General features: G+C 33.5%; 23 protein-coding genes and 1 tRNA gene. 18 read left to right on the forward strand and 6 right to left on the reverse strand.

Going from position 1 to position 21,629, the window contains the following annotated elements; genetic code table 11:
• Positions 1-495: 495 nt before the first annotated feature.
• From RMO83_RS14495 to RMO83_RS14510, 4 genes are all read right to left on the reverse strand, one after another.
• A complete protein-coding gene (locus RMO83_RS14495; RefSeq protein ID WP_310560414.1) occupies positions 496-1,188 on the reverse strand; it encodes a hypothetical protein in 693 nt (230 codons plus the stop codon).
• Positions 1,189-2,273: 1,085 nt separating this feature from the next.
• The gene (locus RMO83_RS14500) at positions 2,274-3,530 is read right to left on the reverse strand and encodes an aspartate kinase (protein ID WP_310560415.1); all 1,257 of its coding nucleotides are present in this window, start codon (positions 3,528-3,530) and stop codon (positions 2,274-2,276) included.
• Between the two features lie 73 nt (positions 3,531-3,603).
• Positions 3,604-4,080, reverse strand: coding sequence for a GNAT family N-acetyltransferase (locus tag RMO83_RS14505; protein ID WP_310560416.1), 477 nt, complete (start codon positions 4,078-4,080; stop codon positions 3,604-3,606).
• Positions 4,081-4,279: 199 nt separating this feature from the next.
• Positions 4,280-4,756, reverse strand: a complete 477-nt coding sequence (locus tag RMO83_RS14510) for a TspO/MBR family protein (RefSeq protein WP_310560417.1) — start codon at positions 4,754-4,756, stop codon at positions 4,280-4,282.
• Positions 4,757-4,841: 85 nt separating this feature from the next.
• On the opposite strand from RMO83_RS14510, the gene RMO83_RS14515 reads away from it, so the two are divergent.
• The 16 genes from RMO83_RS14515 (at position 4,842) to RMO83_RS14590 (ending at position 18,529) form a co-directional block, all read left to right on the forward strand.
• Complete coding sequence (locus tag RMO83_RS14515; protein ID WP_310560418.1) at positions 4,842-5,930, forward strand: diphosphomevalonate decarboxylase; 1,089 nt, start codon at positions 4,842-4,844, stop codon at positions 5,928-5,930.
• Positions 5,931-5,936: 6 nt separating this feature from the next.
• A complete protein-coding gene (locus tag RMO83_RS14520; RefSeq protein ID WP_310560419.1) occupies positions 5,937-6,875 on the forward strand; it encodes a mevalonate kinase in 939 nt (312 codons plus the stop codon).
• A 1-nt stretch (position 6,876) separates the two neighbouring features.
• On the forward strand, positions 6,877-7,797 hold the full coding sequence (locus RMO83_RS14525; RefSeq protein WP_310560420.1) for a geranylgeranylglycerol-phosphate geranylgeranyltransferase: 921 nt from the start codon (positions 6,877-6,879) through the stop codon (positions 7,795-7,797).
• 167 nt (positions 7,798-7,964) lie between these two features.
• Positions 7,965-8,732, forward strand: coding sequence for a TatD family hydrolase (locus RMO83_RS14530; protein WP_310560421.1), 768 nt, complete (start codon positions 7,965-7,967; stop codon positions 8,730-8,732).
• 63 nt (positions 8,733-8,795) lie between these two features.
• Positions 8,796-9,932, forward strand: a complete 1,137-nt coding sequence (locus tag RMO83_RS14535; protein ID WP_310560422.1) for a 1-acyl-sn-glycerol-3-phosphate acyltransferase — start codon at positions 8,796-8,798, stop codon at positions 9,930-9,932.
• Positions 9,922-10,950, forward strand: coding sequence for an asparaginase (locus RMO83_RS14540; RefSeq protein WP_310560423.1), 1,029 nt, complete (start codon positions 9,922-9,924; stop codon positions 10,948-10,950). Before RMO83_RS14535 ends, RMO83_RS14540 begins: the two co-directional genes overlap by 11 nt.
• Before the next feature lie 60 nt (positions 10,951-11,010).
• A tRNA-Ser gene (locus tag RMO83_RS14545) sits at positions 11,011-11,098 on the forward strand.
• A 260-nt stretch (positions 11,099-11,358) separates the two neighbouring features.
• Positions 11,359-12,603, forward strand: a complete 1,245-nt coding sequence (locus RMO83_RS14550) for a site-specific integrase (protein ID WP_310560424.1) — start codon at positions 11,359-11,361, stop codon at positions 12,601-12,603.
• A 144-nt stretch (positions 12,604-12,747) separates the two neighbouring features.
• Positions 12,748-13,530, forward strand: a complete 783-nt coding sequence (locus RMO83_RS14555) for an RteC domain-containing protein (protein WP_310560425.1) — start codon at positions 12,748-12,750, stop codon at positions 13,528-13,530.
• Positions 13,531-13,635: 105 nt separating this feature from the next.
• Positions 13,636-13,941, forward strand: a complete 306-nt coding sequence (locus RMO83_RS14560) for a helix-turn-helix domain-containing protein (protein WP_310560426.1) — start codon at positions 13,636-13,638, stop codon at positions 13,939-13,941.
• Positions 13,938-14,771 (forward strand): transcriptional regulator, encoded by an 834-nt coding sequence (locus RMO83_RS14565; protein ID WP_310560427.1) that lies wholly within the window; start codon positions 13,938-13,940, stop codon positions 14,769-14,771. Before RMO83_RS14560 ends, RMO83_RS14565 begins: the two co-directional genes overlap by 4 nt.
• Positions 14,701-15,366 carry an ATPase gene (locus RMO83_RS14570; protein WP_310560428.1) on the forward strand — a complete coding sequence of 222 codons (666 nt, stop codon included), beginning with the start codon at positions 14,701-14,703 and terminating at the stop codon, positions 15,364-15,366. The genes RMO83_RS14565 and RMO83_RS14570 overlap by 71 nt, the downstream gene beginning before the upstream one ends.
• A gap of 310 nt (positions 15,367-15,676) precedes the next feature.
• Positions 15,677-16,708 carry an RHS repeat-associated core domain-containing protein gene (locus tag RMO83_RS14575; RefSeq protein WP_310560436.1) on the forward strand — a complete coding sequence of 344 codons (1,032 nt, stop codon included), beginning with the start codon at positions 15,677-15,679 and terminating at the stop codon, positions 16,706-16,708.
• A 5-nt stretch (positions 16,709-16,713) separates the two neighbouring features.
• Entirely contained in the window at positions 16,714-16,953 is a 240-nt protein-coding gene (locus RMO83_RS14580; protein WP_310560429.1) for a hypothetical protein, read from the forward strand.
• A gap of 166 nt (positions 16,954-17,119) precedes the next feature.
• On the forward strand, positions 17,120-18,124 hold the full coding sequence (locus RMO83_RS14585) for an RHS repeat-associated core domain-containing protein (protein ID WP_310560430.1): 1,005 nt from the start codon (positions 17,120-17,122) through the stop codon (positions 18,122-18,124).
• Positions 18,125-18,133: 9 nt separating this feature from the next.
• Entirely contained in the window at positions 18,134-18,529 is a 396-nt protein-coding gene (locus RMO83_RS14590; protein WP_310560431.1) for a DUF2750 domain-containing protein, read from the forward strand.
• A gap of 199 nt (positions 18,530-18,728) precedes the next feature.
• Here RMO83_RS14590 and RMO83_RS14595 read toward each other — a convergent pair whose 3' ends face one another.
• Positions 18,729-18,986, reverse strand: coding sequence for a hypothetical protein (locus RMO83_RS14595; RefSeq protein ID WP_310560432.1), 258 nt, complete (start codon positions 18,984-18,986; stop codon positions 18,729-18,731).
• 13 nt (positions 18,987-18,999) lie between these two features.
• Entirely contained in the window at positions 19,000-19,242 is a 243-nt protein-coding gene (locus RMO83_RS14600; RefSeq protein ID WP_310560433.1) for a helix-turn-helix transcriptional regulator, read from the reverse strand.
• A 168-nt stretch (positions 19,243-19,410) separates the two neighbouring features.
• On the opposite strand from RMO83_RS14600, the gene RMO83_RS14605 reads away from it, so the two are divergent.
• Both RMO83_RS14605 and RMO83_RS14610 read left to right on the forward strand, forming a co-directional pair.
• A complete protein-coding gene (locus tag RMO83_RS14605) occupies positions 19,411-20,436 on the forward strand; it encodes an RHS repeat-associated core domain-containing protein (RefSeq protein WP_310560434.1) in 1,026 nt (341 codons plus the stop codon).
• A 17-nt stretch (positions 20,437-20,453) separates the two neighbouring features.
• Positions 20,454-21,311, forward strand: a complete 858-nt coding sequence (locus RMO83_RS14610; protein ID WP_310560435.1) for a hypothetical protein — start codon at positions 20,454-20,456, stop codon at positions 21,309-21,311.
• Positions 21,312-21,629: the final 318 nt, after the last annotated feature.

The raw sequence follows: 21,629 nt of genomic DNA on the forward strand, positions 1-21,629 counted from the left end.
TACAATTTTAAGCTCCGATTCAACCAAATCAAGGAACAAATTGTTTTTTGGCTTAATTATTTGTTCAACTTCTATCCTGAAAATAATATTCCTATTTTTGTGGAAATTAAAAATAGCTCTTTTTAAGGGTTGACTATTTACCTTAAGTATGAAGCATTCTTATGAAAAGCTACGAACCCGATCGCTGGGATATGCAGTAAATAATATCGTGAACGGATAGCGCAGAATTGCATTCTGTGCCCACAAAATTGAGCAAACAAAACACCCGAGGCTTTAGCCGAACAGACGAAGTAATTCAAAAAAGCTATATCAATAACGGTATAGCTTTTTTATTTACCACAAACGAACGAGGTGACTTGCATACCAAAATCGCCCATAAAGTTAAACGAACAACAAAACAAAACTCCGTGTACCTCGGTGCCCATCTTTGTGCCTCTTTGTGAAACAAAAAACAAGCAACAAAAAAAACCGCCAATCTAATCGGCGGCTTTAATATTAAACAGTAGCAGGAGTAGGCACATCGCCACCTCCACTATTCCCCGAGCGCAACCGCTCAATAATTTTTGCAATTGTATATTCCTTCGCTTTGGGCGTTTTCGCATACATAATTTTCCCATCAGCAGCAATTTCAGCAATATAATCATACAATGCATCATACTCAGCTTTGTTCGCAGTATACAAACCAGCAATCTGATTTTTAACCTCATTCTGTAACAAATTCTGTTGCTCCATATAATCCCTATCAGCAGCCAAAGTAGCCGCAAAATCCGCCGCCATACCTTTGCTCACCAAAGCAGCACTATTAGCATCAATAAATTGAATAACACTAGCAATTTTATCAGTAGCACCCTCAATATTATGCGTAGTCAAATCCTTTTTCACTTGACTCAAAATTTTAGTATCAAGACCACACTTCTTAAAATAACTACTCAAAAAATTAAACTCCACATTTACACTAGTAGCCCTCAAATACAAATTAACAGTAGCCTGCTTCTGCGCTTCCGTCAGCACCAATGTCTGCTGTATCTGCTTCACGGTACTAATTTGATCTTCAAACCCAACTAAATATTCAGGAGTATACCCCGAAAATCTAGTAACCAATTCTTCCCGGTCTCTTTTAAAACTTGTTTTAATAAACAAAGCACCCGGTAAATACTCTTCTTTCAAAAAGGAATACACTTTACTCATAATTTTAAAATTTAAAGATTTATTTTTTTTGTTAAAACACTAACCTTTAGTTAGCTACTAGCTAAAGTAAAAATAAAAAAATAAATCACAACATTTTTAACAAAATAAATCATCCATTTTTTCTAAAAACTAGTAAAGCCTAATAACGATGCACTAGAGGTCAATGTCATTAAGTTAAGCGTTATTTGTCATTCATACGAAGGAAGACCCGCGAGCTCAATGTCATTAAGTTAAGGATAAACGAAAAATTTGATTGATGATTTTTGATTAACAATTGCAGATTTCAGATGTTTGAGACCTGTAAAATCGACAAATTTTTATTTACTAACACCAAATCTGCAATCAAGAATCGTTAATCTTCAATCGAAAATCTCTTAACTTAAGGACATTGCCCGAGAGCTTGATAGAACAGGCGAAGCAATCTCATGTTAGTTACTCACGTTATGTGCCTTCTCCTCCGTCGACTGCAACATCAAAACACAAAAGCATCATTTAAAATCATTTTCTTTCCCTCAATACCACCTTTTTATTTAGTCACAAAACCAATGCATCAACTCACAGCATCTATTTACTGATACAAGCCCTCCTTTTGTATACTGACATCCTCCTTTTCAAAATTGACACCCTCCTTTTCAGAACAAACAGTCTCCTTTTTAGTAAAACAGTCTTCTTTTCAGTATGAACAGTCTCCATTTCAAAAAAAACGCCCTCCATTTAAGAAAAACAGTCTCCGTTTCATAAAAAACAGTCTCCATTTGCCTATTTTGGTCTCCATTTCCAAAAAACAATCTCCAAGCCAGTAGTATCAAAGGTTCTTATAGAAAACAAAACTATGCTGCATTACATTGCCTTCCCTATGACCGTGCACGAAATGCAATTTGAGGGAGTCAATGCTTTCGTTAAGTAAAATAACCCCAAAGTATCAAAAGGAGTATTTATAATAGGGAAATTGTAAAACAGAATTTTTGGATTTAAATCGTAAAATCAAAAAAAACGCAAATTCACAAATTTTATAGCTGCTAATCTGCGGTAAAATTATTTTCAGTTTCGTATCCCTCTCCTTCGGAGAGGGTTGTGGTGAGGATTTAATTTTCCTTCGTCACAATCTGCATCGTCTCACGGCTGACTTGTTTTAACAAAACAGTTTTGTTGTGCTCTACAGTTTGTGCAGCTTTATCATTAAAATGTCTGATGGTGTAAAGCGTTACGTTTTCATCAAAATCGACTTTGAATTTTTTCGAAAGAATTGGATTTAAATCTTTAAAATTTCCAAATTTATCCTCAACACATACCGAAAAACTGATAGCTGAATTCTGAATTAGATTTACTTTTAGTTTAAATTGGTGAAACAAAGCGAAGATTTCGCTAATGTTTTCTTCCATAATAAAGGAGAAATCTATAGAAGAAAGCGAAATCAAAAGTTGATTTCTTTTGACAATAAAACTCGGAATTTGCCATTCCGAATCAGAACCTTTAGACACGCAAGTTCCTGCCAACATTGGATTTATAAACGATTTTACATACAAAGGAATTTCCTTTTTTTGCAAAGGCTGCAAGGTTTTTGGGTGAATTACAGTTGCGCCATAAAACGCCATTTCTATAGCTTCACGATAGGAAATATGACTGAGTAAACTCGCGTTTTCAAAATATCTTGGGTCGGCATTCATCACTCCCGGAACGTCTTTCCAAATGGTTACGCTTTCGGCATTAAGGCAATACGCAAAAATACCTGCTGTGTAATCCGAACCCTCACGACCTAAAGTTGTAGTGAAATTATTTTCGTCAGAACCCAAAAATCCTTGGGTAATGTTCAGCATTTTTTTCTTAACGTTTTTAGAAATAGTGGACTGAGTTAATTCCCAATCAACTTCGGCATCACGGTAATTTGAATTGGTTTTTATGAAATTCCGCACATCAAGCCATTGCGTCTTAATACCCATAAAATTCATAAAATGGCTTAAAATCATAGTCGAAATCAATTCGCCATAACTCACAATTTGGTCATAAACAAAATTGTAATTTGGTGATTTATTGTGTGCTAAAAAATATTCTAAGTCGGAAAACAGCGTGTTTACAGCAGCAAAAACTTCGTTTTTTTCGTCTTCGAATAAATCCAACAAAATTTGATTGTGGTATTTTTTTACTTCTTGCACCGATGAATTCAACGCTTCCGATTTTTCGAAGTAATTTTTTATTACTTCTTCGAGTGCATTTGTGGTTTTCCCCATAGCAGAAACTACCAACAATACGTCCTCATAACCCACTTTTTGCAAAACGTCATATACGTTTTTTATACCGTCGGCGTCTTTTACAGATGCGCCACCAAATTTGAATACTCTCATTTTAAAAAATTAAATTCCAATATTTTAAATTTTAAATTCCAAAAATTAATATGGAACTGTAAATTCTATTTTTTTATCTGTTTTTAGCCAAAAAAGAGTCAATTCCTTTTTCGTCCATTTGAGCAACTCTCCAATCGTCAAGTATTTTTGCACCCGAATTTTTGTAGAAATTTATTGCTGGTGTATTCCAGTCTAAAACGTTCCATTCTATTCTTCGAACTTCATCTTTTTTTCCTTGTTTTATGATTTCAGAATACAAAGCAAAGCCAAGTCCAGAACCACGCATATTCTCTTTTACCACTAAATCTTCTAAGTGAATGGTTTTTCCTTTCCAAGTAGAGTAACGGTAATAATACAGTGCAATTCCCACTATTTGCGATTCCAATTCAGCTACAAAAACGTGAAACAAAGGATTCTGACCAAAACCATCACGAACTAAATCCTCAACAGTAATTTCAACAGCATTTGATTCTTTTTCAAAAACGGCCAATTCCTTGATGAGACTTAAAACCGCTTCCATATCTTCCGGAGTTCCTTTTCTGATTTTCATTTAATAAATTTGAAATTGATTTTATAAACAAACACAAATATAGTATTCTAGCAATTGGTTGTTAAAAAATATTTTTAATTTCACAAATAACAACATAGTTGTGAATTCTTCAAAAACATAGATTTCATTCAACAAAGATTTATGAAGTTACAGTCTAAACTTTAGAATTTAAAAGAAAAAAATGTTTACATTCTAAAAGTTAACGATTCAACCACCAAATACTGGCATTCAAAACGCTGGCGAAACTCACCCAAAGCACGTATGGAATGAATAAATATCCTGCAATTTTATTGATTTTTGAAAATTTTAAATAGGTTTCATAAATCATCAGCCATAGAATTATTATTTCTAAACCCGCCAACATTGGGTTTTTTAAACCAAAAAATAAAAACGACCATAAGGCATTCAAAGCCAATTGAACGGCAAAGAAAATCAAAGCATTTTTGACCGCTTCTTTTTCTTGCTCCATTCGATCCCAAACTAATCCAGCAGCAACGCCCATCATAATGTAAAGCATACTCCAAACGGGCGCAAAAATCCAATTGGGTGGATTAAAACTTGGCTTTACCAATGTGGGATACCAAGTTGTAATAGCCGAACGGGTAAACATTCCTGAAAAATAGCCAACCACTAAACAGGTAACCACAACAACGAGAATTTTGGAAATTTTATTCATCACGTATTTTTTACAAATTTAATCAAAACTTTGACCAATACCATAAACAAAAGAAATCAGTATCTTTGCCCAAATTATATATTTGATGTTTTCAGCAAACGATTTTATTCCGTCACCATATGTAAATTCTATAGAAAAAGGAAATTTTCAATGGAGTTCGCCAAGCAACATTGCGTTGGTGAAGTATTGGGGGAAAAAAGATAGCCAAATTCCAGCCAATCCGTCGGTGAGTTTTACTTTGAATAATTGCAAAACGATTACGAAATTGGCTTTCGCCAAAAAAGAAAGTCAAGATACTTTCTCGTTCGACTTGCTTTTTGAAGGAAAACCAAAAGAAGATTTCAAACCAAAAATCGAGCAATTTTTCGATAGGGTTTCGGTGTATTTACCTTTCTTGAAAGACTATCATTTTACAATTGACACTCAAAATACGTTTCCGCACAGCTCTGGAATTGCTTCATCAGCTTCGGGAATGGCAGCTTTGGCGATGAACTTAATGAGTTTGGAAAAAGCATTAAACCCAGAAATGACCGAAGATTACTTTTTTCAAAAAGCCACTTTTTTGGCGCGTTTGGGTTCAGGAAGTGCTTGTCGGAGTGTAAAAGGAAAAGTGGTTGTTTGGGGCAATCACAATAATATTCAAGGAAGTTCCGATTTGTTTGGAGTTGAATTTCCAAATACAATTCACGATAATTTCACAAATTTTCAAGACACGATTTTATTGGTTGACAAAGGAGAAAAACAAGTTTCGAGCTCTGTGGGCCATAATTTAATGAACGGACATCCTTTTGCCGAAAGGCGGTTTGAGCAAGCTCACGAAAATTTAGACAAATTAATCAACGTTTTCGAAAGTGGAAATTTGGACGAATTCATTACCATTGTCGAAAGTGAAGCCTTGACATTGCACTCTATGATGATGACTTCGATTCCGTATTTTATTTTGATGAAACCTAATACGCTTCAAATCATAAATGCGATTTGGAAGTACCGAAATGAAACAAAAATTCCGGTTTGCTTCACTCTGGATGCTGGTGCCAACGTCCACGTTTTGTACCCTGAAAACTCAAAAGAAAAAGTTTTGCAATTTATTAAGGGCGAATTAGTTGGCTATTGTCAAAATGGTCAGTACCTTTGTGACGAAATTGGAGTAGGAAGTCAATTATTAATTAGCTAATTATTTATGAAAGCACCTTTATTTTACTCAAAAATATTACTCTTTGGCGAATATGGAATTATTCGCGACTCGAAAGGCTTGTCTATTCCTTACAATTTTTACAATGGCGCTTTAAAAAGAGAAGAAAATCCATCAGCTGAAGCTATAAAATCAAACGAAAATTTAAAACGTTTTGTGTCGCATTTGGAAACTTTACAAAGCGAACAACCCGAATTAGTTACTTTCGATTTAGCGACTCTAAAAAATGATGTCGAAACTGGAATGTTTTTCGACTCTAGTATCCCGCAAGGTTATGGCGTGGGAAGTAGCGGTGCATTAGTTGCAGCTATTTACGATAAATACGCCCAAAATAAAATTACCGTTCTCGAAAATTTGACTCGTGAAAAATTATTAAGACTGAAAACTATTTTCTCCCAAATGGAATCGTTTTTTCACGGAAAAAGCTCTGGCTTGGATCCTTTAAATAGTTATTTGAGCATTCCTATTTTAATCAATTCTAAAGATAATATTGAAGCAACTGGTATTCCGACACAAAGTTTGGAAGGAAGTGGAGCCGTATTCTTATTAGATTCAGGAATTGTGGGCGAAACCGCTCCGATGGTGAATATTTTTATGGAAAAATTGAAAGATCAAGGTTTCAGAAAAATGTTGAAATCGCAATTCATTAAACACACCGATGCTTGCGTTGAAAATTTCTTGGGTGGCGATATGAAATCATTGTTTGCCAACACTAAAAAATTATCGAAAGTCGTTTTGAATAACTTTAAACCAATGATTCCGGAACAATTTCACGGCATTTGGCAAGAAGGAATTGACTCTAACGATTATTACTTGAAACTTTGCGGTTCAGGTGGTGGTGGTTACATCCTTGGTTTTACACAAGATTTAGAAAAAGCAAAATTAGCCTTGAAAGATTATAAGCTGGAAGTAGTTTATCAATTTTAAAATGCTGAGCAGGCAGCAAAAAATAACTGTGATGAAATTCATCAGTTTGTTCTCTGTGGTTAGGGGTTACAACATTCCGATAATTGTTTTGGCTCAATATCTATCAGCTATATTCATTCTTGCACCTGAAAAAAGAGCGTTATCCATCCTACTCGATTTCGATTTATTTATCATTGTTTTTGCTTCTTCATTGACTATTGCATCGGGTTATATTATCAATAATTTTTACGACAGCAAAAAGGATTTAATCAATCGTCCCAACAAGTCGATGCTGGATAGATTAGTTAGCCAAAAAACAAAGTTACAGGTCTATTTTTCTCTCAATTTTATAGTAACATTGTTGGCCATAATCGTTTCCTGGCGCGCTTTTTTATTTTTTTCGACCTATATTTTCTTGATTTGGTATTATTCACACCGAATCAAAAAATATCCTATAATTGGAAATCTTACAGCTGCATTTTTAGCAGTTTTGCCGTTTTTTGCCATTCTACTGTATTATAAAAATTTTTACGAAGTTATTTTTGGTCACGCAGCGTTCTTATTTTTATTACTTTTGATTCGCGAAATGATCAAAGATTTGGAGAATATTACAGGCGATTTGGCCAATGCTTACAAAACCATTCCTATAATTTATGGCGAAGATGTTTCAAAGAAAATAATTACATTTTTGACCATCTCGACTTTAATTCCTGTTTACGTTTTAATCGAAATTTTCGATGTGGGCTATATGGACATCTATTTTTATTCTTGCCTCATCATTTTGATTTTCTTCCTGCACTATCTTTGGAAATCAAATAACAAAAAACAATTCATTTTACTCCATAATGTATTGAAATTTCTAATCGTTTCAGGTGTTTTCTGTATTGTCCTTATCAATCCCAGCGTGTTATGGCACGGAAAAAAGTTATTAGAAACAATATGAATATAAAAACTAAAATTCCAAATGATTTACAGCACCAAGATTTAGTACAATAATTTTTAAACGAAATAGATTTTTTAACACATCAGGCCTTCACGTTTTAAATAAACTTCTCAAATGTTCCTCTTTTTCGGCAAGATTGTATCTTTGCTTGTAAAATAAAGCTTGACATGATAATCACCGACACACACACCCATTTATATTCTAACGAATTTGACGAAGATCGCACTGAAATGATTCAACGTGCCATTGATGTCGGAGTATCACGATTCTTTATTCCCGCCATCGATTCAACTTTTACACAAGCGATGTATGATTTGGAAAAGGATTATCCTGATACTATTTTTTTGATGATGGGTTTGCATCCCACACATGTTAAAGACAATTATATTGATGAATTACAACATGTAGAGGAAGAATTGGCTAAAAGAAAATTTGTTGCTATTGGAGAAATTGGGATCGATTTGTATTGGGATAAAACCCATTTGCCACAACAGCAAGAGGCTTTCAGGAAACAAATTCAGTTGGCTAAGCACTCTAATTTACCCATCGTAATACATTGCCGTGAAGCTTTCGATGAAATTTTTGAAATTTTGGAAGAAGAAAAATCAGCAGATTTGTTTGGGATCTTTCATTGTTTTTCGGGAACGTATGAGCAAGCATTACAAGCCATATCGTATAATATGAAACTAGGAATTGGTGGAGTGGTGACTTTCAAAAACGGAAAAATTGATCAATTTTTAGATCAAATCGATTTGAAACATATTGTACTAGAAACCGATTCACCCTATTTGGCGCCTGTTCCTTTTCGAGGAAAACGCAACGAAAGTAGTTATCTTTTAAATGTAGTTTGTAAGTTATCTGAAATATATAATGTGGGGCAAGAGGAAATTGCACAAATTACAACTGAAAATTCTAAGGACATATTTGGTATTTAACAATGTTATTCTATAACTTTAGGTTTTTTTTTGTTCATTTGTCAAACTAAATGGATTACCAAAATGAAGAGATTTGATGCCATCCGGCCGTTTTATGATACTGAAATAAATGAAGGCATTTTAAAAGTACTTGATCATCCTATGATGAAAGCATTGATGAACTTTTGTTTTCCAAAAGTTGATGATGAAATTTGGAAAGAGCAACTCAAAAAAACCCACTCCATACGTGATTTTCAGTGTAATTTTATTTATTACGGTGTAAAACAGGTGTTGGAAAAAAGCTCTGAGGGCTTAACCACGTCAGGTTTTGAGAAATTAGATAATAATACACCTTACCTTTATATCTCCAATCATCGAGATATTGTTTTAGACACTACTCTTTTAAATGCAAGTTTGTTTGAACACGGAAAATTGATGACCTCTTCTGCCATTGGAGATAATTTAGTCAAGAAATCATTTTTACGAACTTTGGCCAAATTAAATCGTAATTTTTTGGTGCAGCGCGGCCTTTCACCTAGAGAATTGCTGGTAAGCTCTAAATTACTTTCCGAATATATGGCTCAACTCTTGATACATGAAAATCGTTCTGTTTGGATTGCGCAACGAGAAGGAAGAACCAAAGATGGAAACGACAGGACGAATCCGGGAGTTTTAAAAATGATAGGAATGGCATCTGACGAATCTAATTTAATGGACTATTTCAGAAAAATAAAGATAATTCCTGTCTCTATTTCTTATGAATATGACCCAACAGATGCTTTAAAAATGCCTCAATTAATGGCTGAATCCAATAACGAAATTTATATTAAAGAAAAAAACGAAGATATAATGACGTTGCTGAGTGGTATAATTGGCCAAAAGAAAAGAATTCATATTCATATTGGGGATGTTCTTGAAACCGAAATAGATCATATTAAGGCCAATTTTGACACTTCTAACAAACAAATTTTAGCTTTAGCACAAGTCATAGACGATTCGATATTAAGCAATTATAAATTATGGCCTACCAATTATATTGCCTACGATATTTTAAATAAAACCAACACCTACTCCCATTTGTATACTGAAAATGAAAAATCACTTTTTGAAAGAAGACTCGAATTGCGAATAGATCACGAGCATCCCGTTGCAAAACAAGGTTTTTTAGATATGTATGCCAATCCCGTTGTTAACAAGTTGAAATACGAAAATGTTAGCTAAAGCCAAAATTCTTTTGATTTATACCGGCGGAACGATAGGTATGATGAAAGATTTTGAAACTGGGACACTCAAGACTTTTAATTTCAGTAAATTACTTCAAAAAGTCCCTGAATTAAAACAATTAGATTGTGATATCGAAACGGTTTCTTTCAAAACGCCAATTGATTCGTCGACAATTAATCCTGAAAAGTGGGCTGAAATTGCGACAATCATCGAAAATACCTATGACAATTTTGATGGATTTGTAGTGCTTCACGGATCTGACACGATGTCTTATTCTGCATCAGCTTTGAGTTTTATGCTTGAAAATTTATCTAAGCCAGTAATTTTTACTGGCTCACAATTACCAATTGGTGACCTGCGGACCGATGCGAAGGAAAACTTAATAACTGCTATTCAGATTGCCACTTTAAGGGAAGACAGCAAACCAGTTGTAAGTGAAGTTTGTCTCTACTTTGAATACAAACTGTATCGAGGAAATAGAACTACCAAAATAAATTCAGAAAATTTCAATGCTTTTATTTCACCTAATTATCCTACTTTGATAGAATCGGGAGTGAATTTGAGGGCTTTTCCGGAATTATTTCTAGCTAAAACAAGGAAAAGAAAACTAAAGATTCACAAAAATTTAGACACTAATGTAGTCATTATAAAAATATTTCCCGGAATTAGTGAAAATGTTTTATCTGCTATTTTTACAATTCCTCAACTAAAAGGAATTGTATTAGAAACTTATGGCGCAGGAAATGCTCCTATAGATGAATGGTTTTTGTCCTTGCTTAAAAAAGCAATAACAAGCGGTTTGCATATCGTTAATGTGACACAATGTTCCATCGGTACTGTAACAATGGGAAAATATGAAACCAGTACCGCCTTGAAGGAAATAGGCGTGATTTCCGGCAAAGACATCACCACCGAAGCGGCTATAACAAAATTAATGTACTTGTTGGGGCAAAATGTTCCTTCGGCTGTTTTTAAAACTGTTTTCGAAACATCATTACGTGGAGAATTATTATAAAATGGGCTATTAATTTTCTTTAATCAATTTTTTTCGTGTTCTTTGCAACCTTAAATTAATAGAGAGGTGGCCGAGTGGCTGAAGGCGCACGCTTGGAAAGCGTGTATAGGGCAACTTATCGAGGGTTCGAATCCCTTCCTCTCTGCCAGTAGAAATACAAATGGTTACAAAACCCACTAAATTCAACAATTTAGTGGGTTTTTTCGTTTTTAGGATAGTCAAATTATTCATTTAATCTCAAAGTTATGGTGTCTTTCGAGGTGTCACTAAATTATAAAAATTTAAGTGACACCTCTCACAGAAAACCACCAGTACAGCAAGGTGTTCAACAACATATTCAAAATATGTACATCTTGTTTGTAATTATTAGAAAATTTAAATTTAATAATAACTAAAAGGTTACCACTTATGAACACTACTGTATCAATTCTCTTTTACATTAAGAGATCAAAAGCCAACAACGAGGGCATCTGCCCAATTTATGCAAGAGTTACAATCCAATCCAAACGATTTGAGTTTAGTGCTAACAAATATGTAAATCCAGAGAAATGGTCATCAGAAGGCACCAAAGTTAAGGGCACTTATGAAGAAGCTAGAACAATAAATAGCCATCTAGATTATTTGAAAAATCAAATTTTAGAAGCCGAAAAAAGATTGTTTAAAAAGGACATCCAAGTTACATCTGAAAATTTGAAGAATGAATTGTTTGGAATTACTGAAACTAAACGTATGCTCATTCCCATTTTCGAAGACCACAACAACAAAATTAAAGAACTGGTTGGCAAAGAATATGCCCCAGGAACATTAGAACGCTACAAAACTTCGTTGAGTCATACTAAAGAATTTCTGCAATGGAAATATAAAGTTTCCGATATTGAGATAAACAAAATAGATTACGCCTTTGTTACCGATTATGAATTTTGGTTAAGAAGTGTTCGGAATTGTGCCAATAATACAGCGGTTAAATACATTAAAAACTTCAATAAAATAATTAATATTTGCTTGGCTAATGATTGGCTAGACAAAAATCCGTTTGCTAACTATAAATCGAAAGTTAAAGAAGTCGAGCGAGTTTATTTAACTGAAGAAGAAATTCAAAGAATAATTGAAAAAGATTTCAAAATAGAAAGATTGTCTTTGGTTCGAGATATATTCCTTTTTAGCTGCTTTACCGGCTTGGCATATATTGATGTGAAAAACTTAACAAAGTCGCATATAAGTATAGGTATAGATGGAGAGAAATGGATTTTTACCCACAGACAGAAGACCGAAACAGCTTCTAAAATTCCTATACTTTCAGTAACACAAATGATTATTGACAAATATGAAAACCATCCACAAAGCAATAATCAAGATAAATTATTACCAATTTTGACTAACCAAAAGATGAATGCTTACTTAAAAGAAATAGCTGCCGTTTGCGATGTTGAAAAAGAATTAACATTCCATATTGCTCGACATACTTTTGCAACGACTGTAACGCTTACAAATGGTGTTCCGATTGAAAGTGTGAGCAAAATGCTAGGGCACAAAAACCTTCGAACAACCCAACATTATGCTAAAATTCTAGATAGAAAAGTGAGTGAAGATATGAAAATGTTGAGAGACAAATTCTCAATTAAAAGAGTAGAAAAAGAGCAAGTAATAAATTAAATCAATTTTAAGATTTGGATATTTTAGGTTTGTTTTTTTGAATTAAATCAAAAATTATAAACCTAAAACATCAAAAAAATGGACACAAAATTTAAACAAACGTTATTTGAATTAACAGAACAATTAAATTTTATCAATCTAGAAATGGATGATTTAATAGTAAAGTCGGTAAAATCAATAGAAATAACTTTAACTGCAATAAACCATCTGAAAAAGCAATTTCTTAAAAACAAGACAATTAGTACAGATACTGAAATAGATTTCTTTAAAAATATAAAGCCCAAATTTACTTCTCTTTCCATATATCATAATACAATATTAAAAATTGAAACAAAAATGCCACATGGTGGAGAAAAAATAGCAAAAAAATACCTCAATAATGAATTAAAAAAGCTAAAACGGTTCTTCGACAACAACTTAGATTTTTATAATTATCACAGAACAGGAAGTAGTTTTCTTGATTTCAAATATTTTGTTAGAGGAAATTATGATATAAAATTACGTTTGGATAGTTATTATTTTGAAACCGATCATAACTTTTCAACATCACATGATTTTAAAGTGGCTAAGATTCTTGCCTATGATTTAGTACAGGTTTATTTGGAAACTAAAATTCTACAAATGAGCAAGAGGGATTACATAGAAAAATCACAACTTGAACCGAAAGGGAAAATTATTTGGACAGGTTCAAAAGTGTCTTTAACCGAAATTTTGTATGCTTTTCACACCAAAGGAGTTTTCAATAACGGAGCTGCTGAATTAAAAGAAATTGCAATGTATTTTGAAGAAATATTCCATATTGATTTGGGTCAATACCGTAGAACATTCCTTGAGATAAGGGAAAGAAAGTCTGACAGAACAAAATTTTTAAATACTCTGGAAGAGGTCTTAACTAAAAGAATGGATGAAACGGATGAAACATTTTAATTTCCCTCTCAATTATTTTTAATTATTCCCTACGGGGTTCAAGTTGTGATTTAAAACAAATCAAAATGTACAATTTTGTATCATAACAATCTAAAACGACACATTATGGCAATTGAAGTAATTACTCGAGAAGATCTGAATGAATTTCGTTCACTTCTTCTTTCGGATTTAAACGCAATGTTTAATTCAAAACAACCACAGCCAAAACAATGGCTCAAATCTAATGAAGTTCGAAAGTTATTGAATATCTCTTCGGGCACTTTACAAAATCTTAGAGTAAACGGAACGATTACTTATACTAAAATTGGTGGAATTCTGTATTATTCAAACTCCGATTTACAAAAACTCTTAGAATCAAACAAGGTGGAAGCTACACCTAATTTGTTCAATCCAAAATGGCTAGTGAGATGAATTACATAAAACATCTCACCGGTTTTTTTGATAAAGTTGCAAAAGACAGATTACTAAATCCAACACATGTAAGCTTGTACATGTCATTGTTTCAATTCTGGAATTGCAATCGGTTCAAAAACCCAATCAGTATTTCACGTGATGAAGTAATGCGAATTAGTAAAATCAGTTCTAAAGCAACTTATCATAAGTGTCTAAAAAACCTCCATTCACTAGGTTACATCAACTACGAACCGTCCTACAATCCATTCAAAGGAAGCCACGTTTACTTATTCAATTTTTCAGATGATTTAAAACCAATTCTAAAAAACGAAAAAACAACAATGCCAAAAAATGAACCTGTTCTTGAACTAGTCAATGAACAAGTAGTGAACAAGTATTATACTAGTAGTGAAACAGGTACTGAACAAGCTCTAGTACCATATATAAACAATACAAACATACCAAACATTTCAAACGATTTAAAGATTGTAAACTTGGACAAGCGAGCAAAAAATTTTGAAAATGATGATGTTTTTTTTAAAAGTGAGACCGTAGAAAAAAAAGAAAAAAGTTCCGCGAAAAAAGAAAATGATATTGTGCCAGTGATAGAAAATGTCAAAGCCTATTTTCTCGAACAGAACTTTCCGGAAGTAGAAGCCATCAAGTTTTTCAATTACTTCTCCAGCAACGGTTGGTTAGTCGGTGGTAAAACCCCAATGGTCGATTGGCAAGCAGCAGCACAAAATTGGATATTAAACGCACCTAAATTCATTTTAAATGAACCACAATTCAACAGAGCAAAACAACTCAACACAGGAACAGACAAAAACTATTCAGAGCCATTATAGCTATGCAGAAATAATTGTTTGGCTCGAAAAAAAAGGTGTCGAATTATACGGAAATCAATTCAAAATCCTTGAAAACGATTATCCAATAATTTACAAACTCATTGCTTATTTTCTCAAAGACGAAGTAACTTGTTTTCAATACAACATAAACCTCAAGAAAGGAATTTTACTTTCTGGTCCGATCGGCTGTGGTAAAACATCGCTAATGAATTTAATGAAATACCTAACACCAACCGAGCATAAATTTTTCGTAAAACCGTGTCGAGATATAAGCTTTGAATTTATTCAGGATGGCTACCAAATTATACACAAATATAGTGTTGGCAAACTCTACCAATCCGAACCCAAAACAATATGCTTTGATGATTTAGGAACAGAAAACAACTTAAAATATTACGGAAACGAATGTAATGTAATGGCAGAGATTGTACTTTCACGATACGATATTTTTATCACTAAAAAAACCTACACTCACATCACTACAAATCTATCCGCTTCGGAAATAGAATCTGCCTACGGAAACCGTGTCCGTTCTCGCCTCAGAAACATGGTTAATCTAATTGCTTTTGATAAAAACACCAAAGACAAACGCTAATCTAAATTAATCAATACTTAAAGTATATTTTTTTAGGTTTAATGTATCTAAAGGATTAGGTATGATATAGCTCAAAACCAAAAACTGATTTGAAAAATTGTCGCTATATAGAATCAGTCTAGAAAATTAGGCTCAGAAAATCATAATTTTTAAAAGTAATATAAACATTTTTAAAAAAATAAAAAACATTGAAATTACTTATTTACAAAGATTTATTTACCTTTGGAAAGGAATTGTTTTTTGTACAGATAATGACAAAAAGTACTATTTTAAAAAACATTGAAGTTCATACAAATACTGACTTTACAGCATATTAGATTACTATCCTTTTGGAATGCTCGTTCCTAATCGCCACGGCTCAAGCACAGCGTATCGTTATGGCTTCCAAGGACAGGAGAAGGATGATGAGTTGAAAGGCGAAGGAAATTCTTTGAATTATACTTTTAGGATGCATGACCCGAGAGTGGGAAGGTTTTTTGCGAGAGACCCATTGGCGACAGATTATCCTTGGAATTCTCCTTATGCTTTTAGTGAGAATAAAGTAATACAATTTGTTGAATTGGAAGGTCAAGAGGTTTATCTTTCAAAAGCTCAAAAGATAGATTATGGTCACGGCAATAGTGAAGGCTTTAATGGACACGCTACTTTTTTTGCAAATTCGACTATCTCAGCATATAACCAGTTTGTAGATATTTGGAATTATGCAGCAAGAATTGATGAAGCAATGATAAAAAAAGGAGGTAGTCAATTGTCTGTTAACAGTGCTGGTGCAGATATTATAAAAAATGATGTTAAAAGAGTAGTAAGTAATGTACAAAATTACGTTGCTAATACAACTCCGAAAGAGTTTATATCAAGCGTCGGAACAGGTTTATCACGTATTGATACTTACGAAGATATTTTTGGTGGAATTATTGGAGCTAAAGGAATTAATGAAATAGGTAATTTAAAATCTTTTGTTACTAGAACTGTTTCAACACCGTGGGTCGTTGCTAAACAATCCTTAAGTAGAAAAGCCATTTTAGGGGCATTAGAAGTTAAAGAAGGTGCTACCCTGTATCGAATTGGAACCAAAGGTATCTCTAATACAGGAGCGGAAGCTCAATATTGGAGTTTAGAAAACCCACTATTAGATCCAGTTAAATATGCGGAAAAATATAATGTACCTTTGAAAACTATCAAAAATGCGGATTTTATTGAAACCGCAACACTTAAAAAAGGGGCAAAGTATATTACAAGAGAAGCTGGCCCTGCTCCTGGCAGTGCAAACAAAGGGAAAGGAATTGAAGCCGTTATTGAAAAAGGAGGAACAACAAATAATGTAATTACACCAATAAAATAATTGATATGGATTATCAAAAAACGTTAGATACAATTAAAAATAAGATAGGGGATAAATTTCCTACTGTAATAAATGATATTGAAATTTGTATTATGGCAGGTTCAACAGGAGGAGAAATTACTTCAATGGTCGGAAAGTATTTAAAAGATTTGGAAAAAACTAATCTTAGAGCATATAGCCTCATAAGAAATGAAATAGAGGATTATATAGTTGAATGTAAGAAAGAAGGGTTGATTATACGATAACCCCGCTCCCGCACGAATCCTTTCCCCGCTCCCGCACGAATCCTTTCGTGTGGTACTAGAACAGGCAGGTAAAACAAGTCAATAAACAAAAAAGCAACTTGTAATAGAGTTGCTTTTTTAATACATTTACCTCACGTTCTTAGAAAAATGCATCTATGCTTTTGGAATGCTCGTTCCAAATAGGCATGGTTCAAGCACAGCTTATCGTTATGGGTTCAATGGAAAAGAAAAAGACGATGAGTTAAAAGGGGAAGGAAACGCTATTGATTATGAAAAAAGATTTTATGACCCTAGGATTGGTAAATTTCTTTCTCTAGATCCTTTAATTAAATCGTTTCCTTGGTATTCACCTTATCAATTTGCTGGAAATAAGCCTATTTGGGCAATAGATTTAGATGGTGAAGAAGAGAAATATTATCAGTTAATTAATACGAAAAATAAAAAAGGTCAACCTGTATTAGGGGTTGTTTTTAAAGGAGAAGATGATGATTGGTACGAACCAGACTTTATAGAAAGTGATGCTACAATTCTCTTAGATCCTAAAGGGAAAGATTTAGGGTTTGAGTTTGATGATCAAACTAGTATGCTTAAAGCAATACATGGTAAGACTTTAGAAACATTACAAGCGGAAGGAGCTCTCGAAGAACTAGGCAGAGATATAAGGCAAGCGAGTGAAAATATTCAATCACTCCAATTCATGGAGACGATTGGTCATATCGAAAATGGGGCAATGGGTATTGGTACAGGTGGAGAAGAAGAACTAGTCACTGAAGCAGGAATTAATTCAGTTTTGGCAACTAAAATTCCAAATCAAACACCTAAATCAGCATCAAGTACATCTCCTGTTAAAAATGTTAGTAATGGAAGATCTGGAAAACAAGCAAGATTGAGAGAATGGAAAAATGACCCTAAAGCAAGTAAATCTGATAGAGGTTGGCTTAAAAATGACCAAAGACATATTGAAACAGGAAATAAAAATGCTTTAAGAATTCCAAGAAATGGCAGAAAATCTCCAAGAAGAAAAGCAGAAGATAAAGGATATGAGTTAGCGCACCCTAGTGGTAAAGGTCAAAGTGCTAGTGCTGGAAATGGTTATAGTGGTAGTAAAGCGAAAAATGCTGCGGATCATAAAACTGAAACTAGAATACATCAAAAAAGGTACAAAAAATAATATAGCGATATGCATAAAAAACAGATTGAAAATTTATTAAAATTAACACAGTTGGAAAGGTATAATTATTTCATAAGGTATTGTACTGATTTTAATGAAGTATGGGGTTTAACGGTTGCAGGTGAAGATAATTGGGTAATTTTCAAAACATCTAATTTAGGAGAAGTTTTTCCTCTATGGCCACATAAAGATTTAGCTTTAGAATGTATGTTTCAAGAACATAGAGACATGGGTGCTGTTCCAGAAAGTATACCCCTAGAAATTTTTCTTGAAAAATGTGTAAAAGATATGGAGGAGGATAATGTATCTTTTGGAGTTTTTTATGACCATAATAGAGAAGGCTTATGTGTTAAACCTGATGCTATTAAGCAAGATTTTAATTTAGAGATTGAAGAATATGAATAAGATGAGTAAACCCGATGGCTCAGATATGACAAAATATTCTCGCGAACGATAACCCGATCGCTCGGGAATGACAAAATAAAGTCGTGATGGATAGCGCAGAAATTTTTTCTGTGCCCACAAAGTTGAGCAAGAAACGACAGCATTCAAAACAAGTCAATAAACGAAAAAGCAACAAGTGAAAATTTGTTGCTTTTTTTGTTTATAAAGGTTTTCTAATAAAGAACGGTGTTTCTAATTTCCAGCCAAAACCTTGAGTAAGGTAGTCCAGGATTGGTTTTTGTATTTCGGGAGTTTGCGAGAAGTCAAAAAACATGCCGTGACCGGGTTTTGTGTTTTCTTGCCAGCTTTCGGCAATGTCAATGATTATTTTTTCTTGTGGAGTGCTTTTTTTAAAACTTAAACCTTCGGTGGTTGTTCCAAAAGTATTGAAGAAATTTTGTAGTTCTGGTGTCATCATAGTGATTGTGGTTTTATTTTAAAATAGCTTCCATTTTATTTTTAGCAAGGAAAGCATCTAACATAGCAAATACATGTTCCTTTTCCTTTACTTCTAGTTTTTCAATATCTTGTAAACGTCCAACAGTTTTTTTGTCAAACTTGCTATTAATACCTTCTCCTACAAGATAATCTAATGAAACCTCAAAAGCATCAGCAATTTTTTTAGCAGCTTCTATAGATGGCACAGCTTCGCCACGTTCATATTTACCAATCATCTCCCCGCTCCCGCACGAATCCTTTCCCCGCTCCCGCACGAATCCTTTCGTGTGGTACTAAAACAGGCAGGTAAAACAAGTCAATAAACAAAAAAGCAACTTGTAATAGAGTTGCTTTTTTAATACATTTACCTCACGTTCTTAGAAAAATGCATCTATGCTTTTGGAATGATTGTGCCTAACCGCCACGGCTCAAGCACAGCCTACCGTTACGGCTTCCAAGGCCAGGAAATGGATAACGAAATTAAAGGAGAAGGGAATTCTTTGAATTATACTTTTAGGATGCACGACCCGAGGGTGGGGAGGTTTTTTGCGGTAGATCCTTTATCTCCTATGTATCCTTGGAACTCGTCATATGCTTTTAGTGAAAACAATGTAATGGATGCCATAGAATTAGAAGGACTTGAAAAATTCTCTTTTAAGGTTCATATGGCGATGAATACTGGTAATCCCGCTTTAGGTGTGGTGTCCTTTGTAAATGATTGGTATGATGATAAGGCAAAATCAAATGTTAATGCTTTTGGTAGAGGTTTAGATAAGGCAGTTACAGCAATTGCTCCTGTTAGACCTATGACTAAAGAAGAGTCAAAAGCTGTTGAAGATGCTGGAGGATCTTTTAAATATCTAAAGAAAACAGTCCAAGATTTACCTAATATACCCAGTCATTTATATGATGCAGGCGTTGGTTATGTAAATACAATGAATAACGGTTCAACAGAGGATAAAATTGAATCTACAACCGTGATGATAGGAATAATTGCATCATCAATTAAAGGTAAAAGCCCATCAAATCTTGGCACTGTTGCAAAAGCCAGTTTGATTGGTAGTACTAAAGGATTAAATGCTATTGAGTTTGTTTTGAGAGGTTCTATTCAAAAAGCTTTAGGAAATGCAAAAGGAGTTTATAAATTTATCATGACAGATGGAACTGTTTATATTGGTCAGGCTCAAGGAGCAAAAGGATTTGCTCAAAGGGTAAAGAGGTCTTTAACTGAATTAGTAGAAGGAACAACTTCAAAACCACCTAAAACCTCTGGAAAAACATTAGAAAAAGTTGAGTTTTATGAATTTAATCCTGCTAAAGATGCAAATGTAAATGCTCTAGAGAGTAGATTGCTTGAGGAAGCTGGTGGAGTGGCTAGTGATAAAGTGTTAAACCAAAGAGCGGCGCCTTCAACTGCGGGTAATAATTAAAATTAAAAAGAAATTAAATGATAGAAGGAGAATATATAAAAAATAATACAAAGTTTGCAAAATCATTAAAACAAACACCCCGTAGTTTGTTTATTGAGAACGTTGTTTTTATTACTTCGGAACGATTAAAGGAAAACCTTGAAGCTTTAATAAAGGAAAAGGATATTAATACTATAAGATTAACAACAGATGATTATAAATTAGATAATTTAGATTTTTTAAATGATTATGATTTAAGTTTTATACGGTCAATTAATATTTTAAGTGATTCAATTAAAAACATAGATGCGCTATATAGTTTGAAAAGCATAGAAGAAATTACTTCTGGTAATCTCAATATAGACTACAGTAAATTTCCAAAATTGAGAAGAGTTGGAGCAGAACTTAGCGCGTTTTCATATAAAACACTTTCAAAAGTTTCTAGTTTAGAGGCAATAACAATTAGTAATAAATTTAAAGAACTGGATGTTACTATTTTTGCCAATAATAAGAGGTTGAAATATTTGACTTTAATAGGAAGTAAAATCACTTCCCTTAAAGGATTAGAGAATTTTTCGGAATTGGAATATTTAGGTTTATTTTATAATAGAAATATTATTTCTTTAGAAGGTATCAGTGAAATTCATAATAAATCTTTAAAAGAAATCAGTATTTATTCTGCTCCAAGGCTTTTTTATGTTTATGAATATTTATCTAAACTAACTAATCTTGAACATTTGCAGTTAGATTCTAAAAAAGTTGATTCTTTTAAATTTTTAAATAGTTTAAAAAATCTAAAAATACTAAGTATTCATAACAAAATTACGGAAGTTGAAGATGGCGATAAAGCACCATTGTTAGAAGGGTTAATAAGAACTAATGGCAAAATATGGTAACACCAACTGCACGATGTTTTCCTTCAAAGCAAAACGTTATTAAAACTAGGGTTGTGCTGCGCGAGTGTCTCCTGACCTCGTACCCATTCCAATAGGCAACAAACGGGGGCAGTCAAAAAGAAGTCAATAAACGAAAAAGCAACTTGTAAAAGAGTTGCTTTTTTTATACATTTACCTCACGTTCTTATACAAAATGCGTATATCCTTTTGGAATGCTCGTTCCTAATCGCCACGGCTCAAGCACAGCGTATCGTTATGGCTTCCAAGGACAGGAGAAGGATGATGAGTTGAAAGGCGAAGGGAATAGCGACAACTTCA

It is taken from the genome of Flavobacterium sp. (genome assembly GCF_031423415.1).
GTDB lineage: Bacteria > Bacteroidota > Bacteroidia > Flavobacteriales > Flavobacteriaceae > Flavobacterium.

Bases quoted from the DNA above. Each gene is read 5' to 3' on its own strand.
- RMO83_RS14525 (WP_310560420.1), top strand. From the start codon at position 6,877: ATGCTGAGCAGGCAGCAAAAAATAACTGTGATGAAATTCATCAGTTTG.
- RMO83_RS14495 (WP_310560414.1), bottom strand. From the start codon at position 1,188: ATGAGTAAAGTGTATTCCTTTTTGAAAGAAGAGTATTTACCGGGTGCT.
- RMO83_RS14520 (WP_310560419.1), top strand. From the start codon at position 5,937: ATGAAAGCACCTTTATTTTACTCAAAAATATTACTCTTTGGCGAATAT.
- RMO83_RS14510 (WP_310560417.1), bottom strand. From the start codon at position 4,756: ATGAATAAAATTTCCAAAATTCTCGTTGTTGTGGTTACCTGTTTAGTG.
- RMO83_RS14540 (WP_310560423.1), top strand. From the start codon at position 9,922: ATGTTAGCTAAAGCCAAAATTCTTTTGATTTATACCGGCGGAACGATA.
- RMO83_RS14530 (WP_310560421.1), top strand. From the start codon at position 7,965: ATGATAATCACCGACACACACACCCATTTATATTCTAACGAATTTGAC.
- RMO83_RS14595 (WP_310560432.1), bottom strand. From the start codon at position 18,986: ATGATGACACCAGAACTACAAAATTTCTTCAATACTTTTGGAACAACC.
- RMO83_RS14560 (WP_310560426.1), top strand. From the start codon at position 13,636: ATGGCAATTGAAGTAATTACTCGAGAAGATCTGAATGAATTTCGTTCA.
- RMO83_RS14580 (WP_310560429.1), top strand. From the start codon at position 16,714: ATGGATTATCAAAAAACGTTAGATACAATTAAAAATAAGATAGGGGAT.
- RMO83_RS14565 (WP_310560427.1), top strand. From the start codon at position 13,938: ATGAATTACATAAAACATCTCACCGGTTTTTTTGATAAAGTTGCAAAA.
- RMO83_RS14550 (WP_310560424.1), top strand. From the start codon at position 11,359: ATGAACACTACTGTATCAATTCTCTTTTACATTAAGAGATCAAAAGCC.
- RMO83_RS14585 (WP_310560430.1), top strand. From the start codon at position 17,120: ATGCTCGTTCCAAATAGGCATGGTTCAAGCACAGCTTATCGTTATGGG.
- RMO83_RS14570 (WP_310560428.1), top strand. From the start codon at position 14,701: ATGAACCACAATTCAACAGAGCAAAACAACTCAACACAGGAACAGACA.
- RMO83_RS14505 (WP_310560416.1), bottom strand. From the start codon at position 4,080: ATGAAAATCAGAAAAGGAACTCCGGAAGATATGGAAGCGGTTTTAAGT.
- RMO83_RS14590 (WP_310560431.1), top strand. From the start codon at position 18,134: ATGCATAAAAAACAGATTGAAAATTTATTAAAATTAACACAGTTGGAA.
- RMO83_RS14610 (WP_310560435.1), top strand. From the start codon at position 20,454: ATGATAGAAGGAGAATATATAAAAAATAATACAAAGTTTGCAAAATCA.
- RMO83_RS14500 (WP_310560415.1), bottom strand. From the start codon at position 3,530: ATGAGAGTATTCAAATTTGGTGGCGCATCTGTAAAAGACGCCGACGGT.
- RMO83_RS14600 (WP_310560433.1), bottom strand. From the start codon at position 19,242: ATGATTGGTAAATATGAACGTGGCGAAGCTGTGCCATCTATAGAAGCT.
- RMO83_RS14535 (WP_310560422.1), top strand. From the start codon at position 8,796: ATGAAGAGATTTGATGCCATCCGGCCGTTTTATGATACTGAAATAAAT.
- RMO83_RS14605 (WP_310560434.1), top strand. From the start codon at position 19,411: ATGATTGTGCCTAACCGCCACGGCTCAAGCACAGCCTACCGTTACGGC.
- RMO83_RS14555 (WP_310560425.1), top strand. From the start codon at position 12,748: ATGGATGATTTAATAGTAAAGTCGGTAAAATCAATAGAAATAACTTTA.
- RMO83_RS14515 (WP_310560418.1), top strand. From the start codon at position 4,842: ATGTTTTCAGCAAACGATTTTATTCCGTCACCATATGTAAATTCTATA.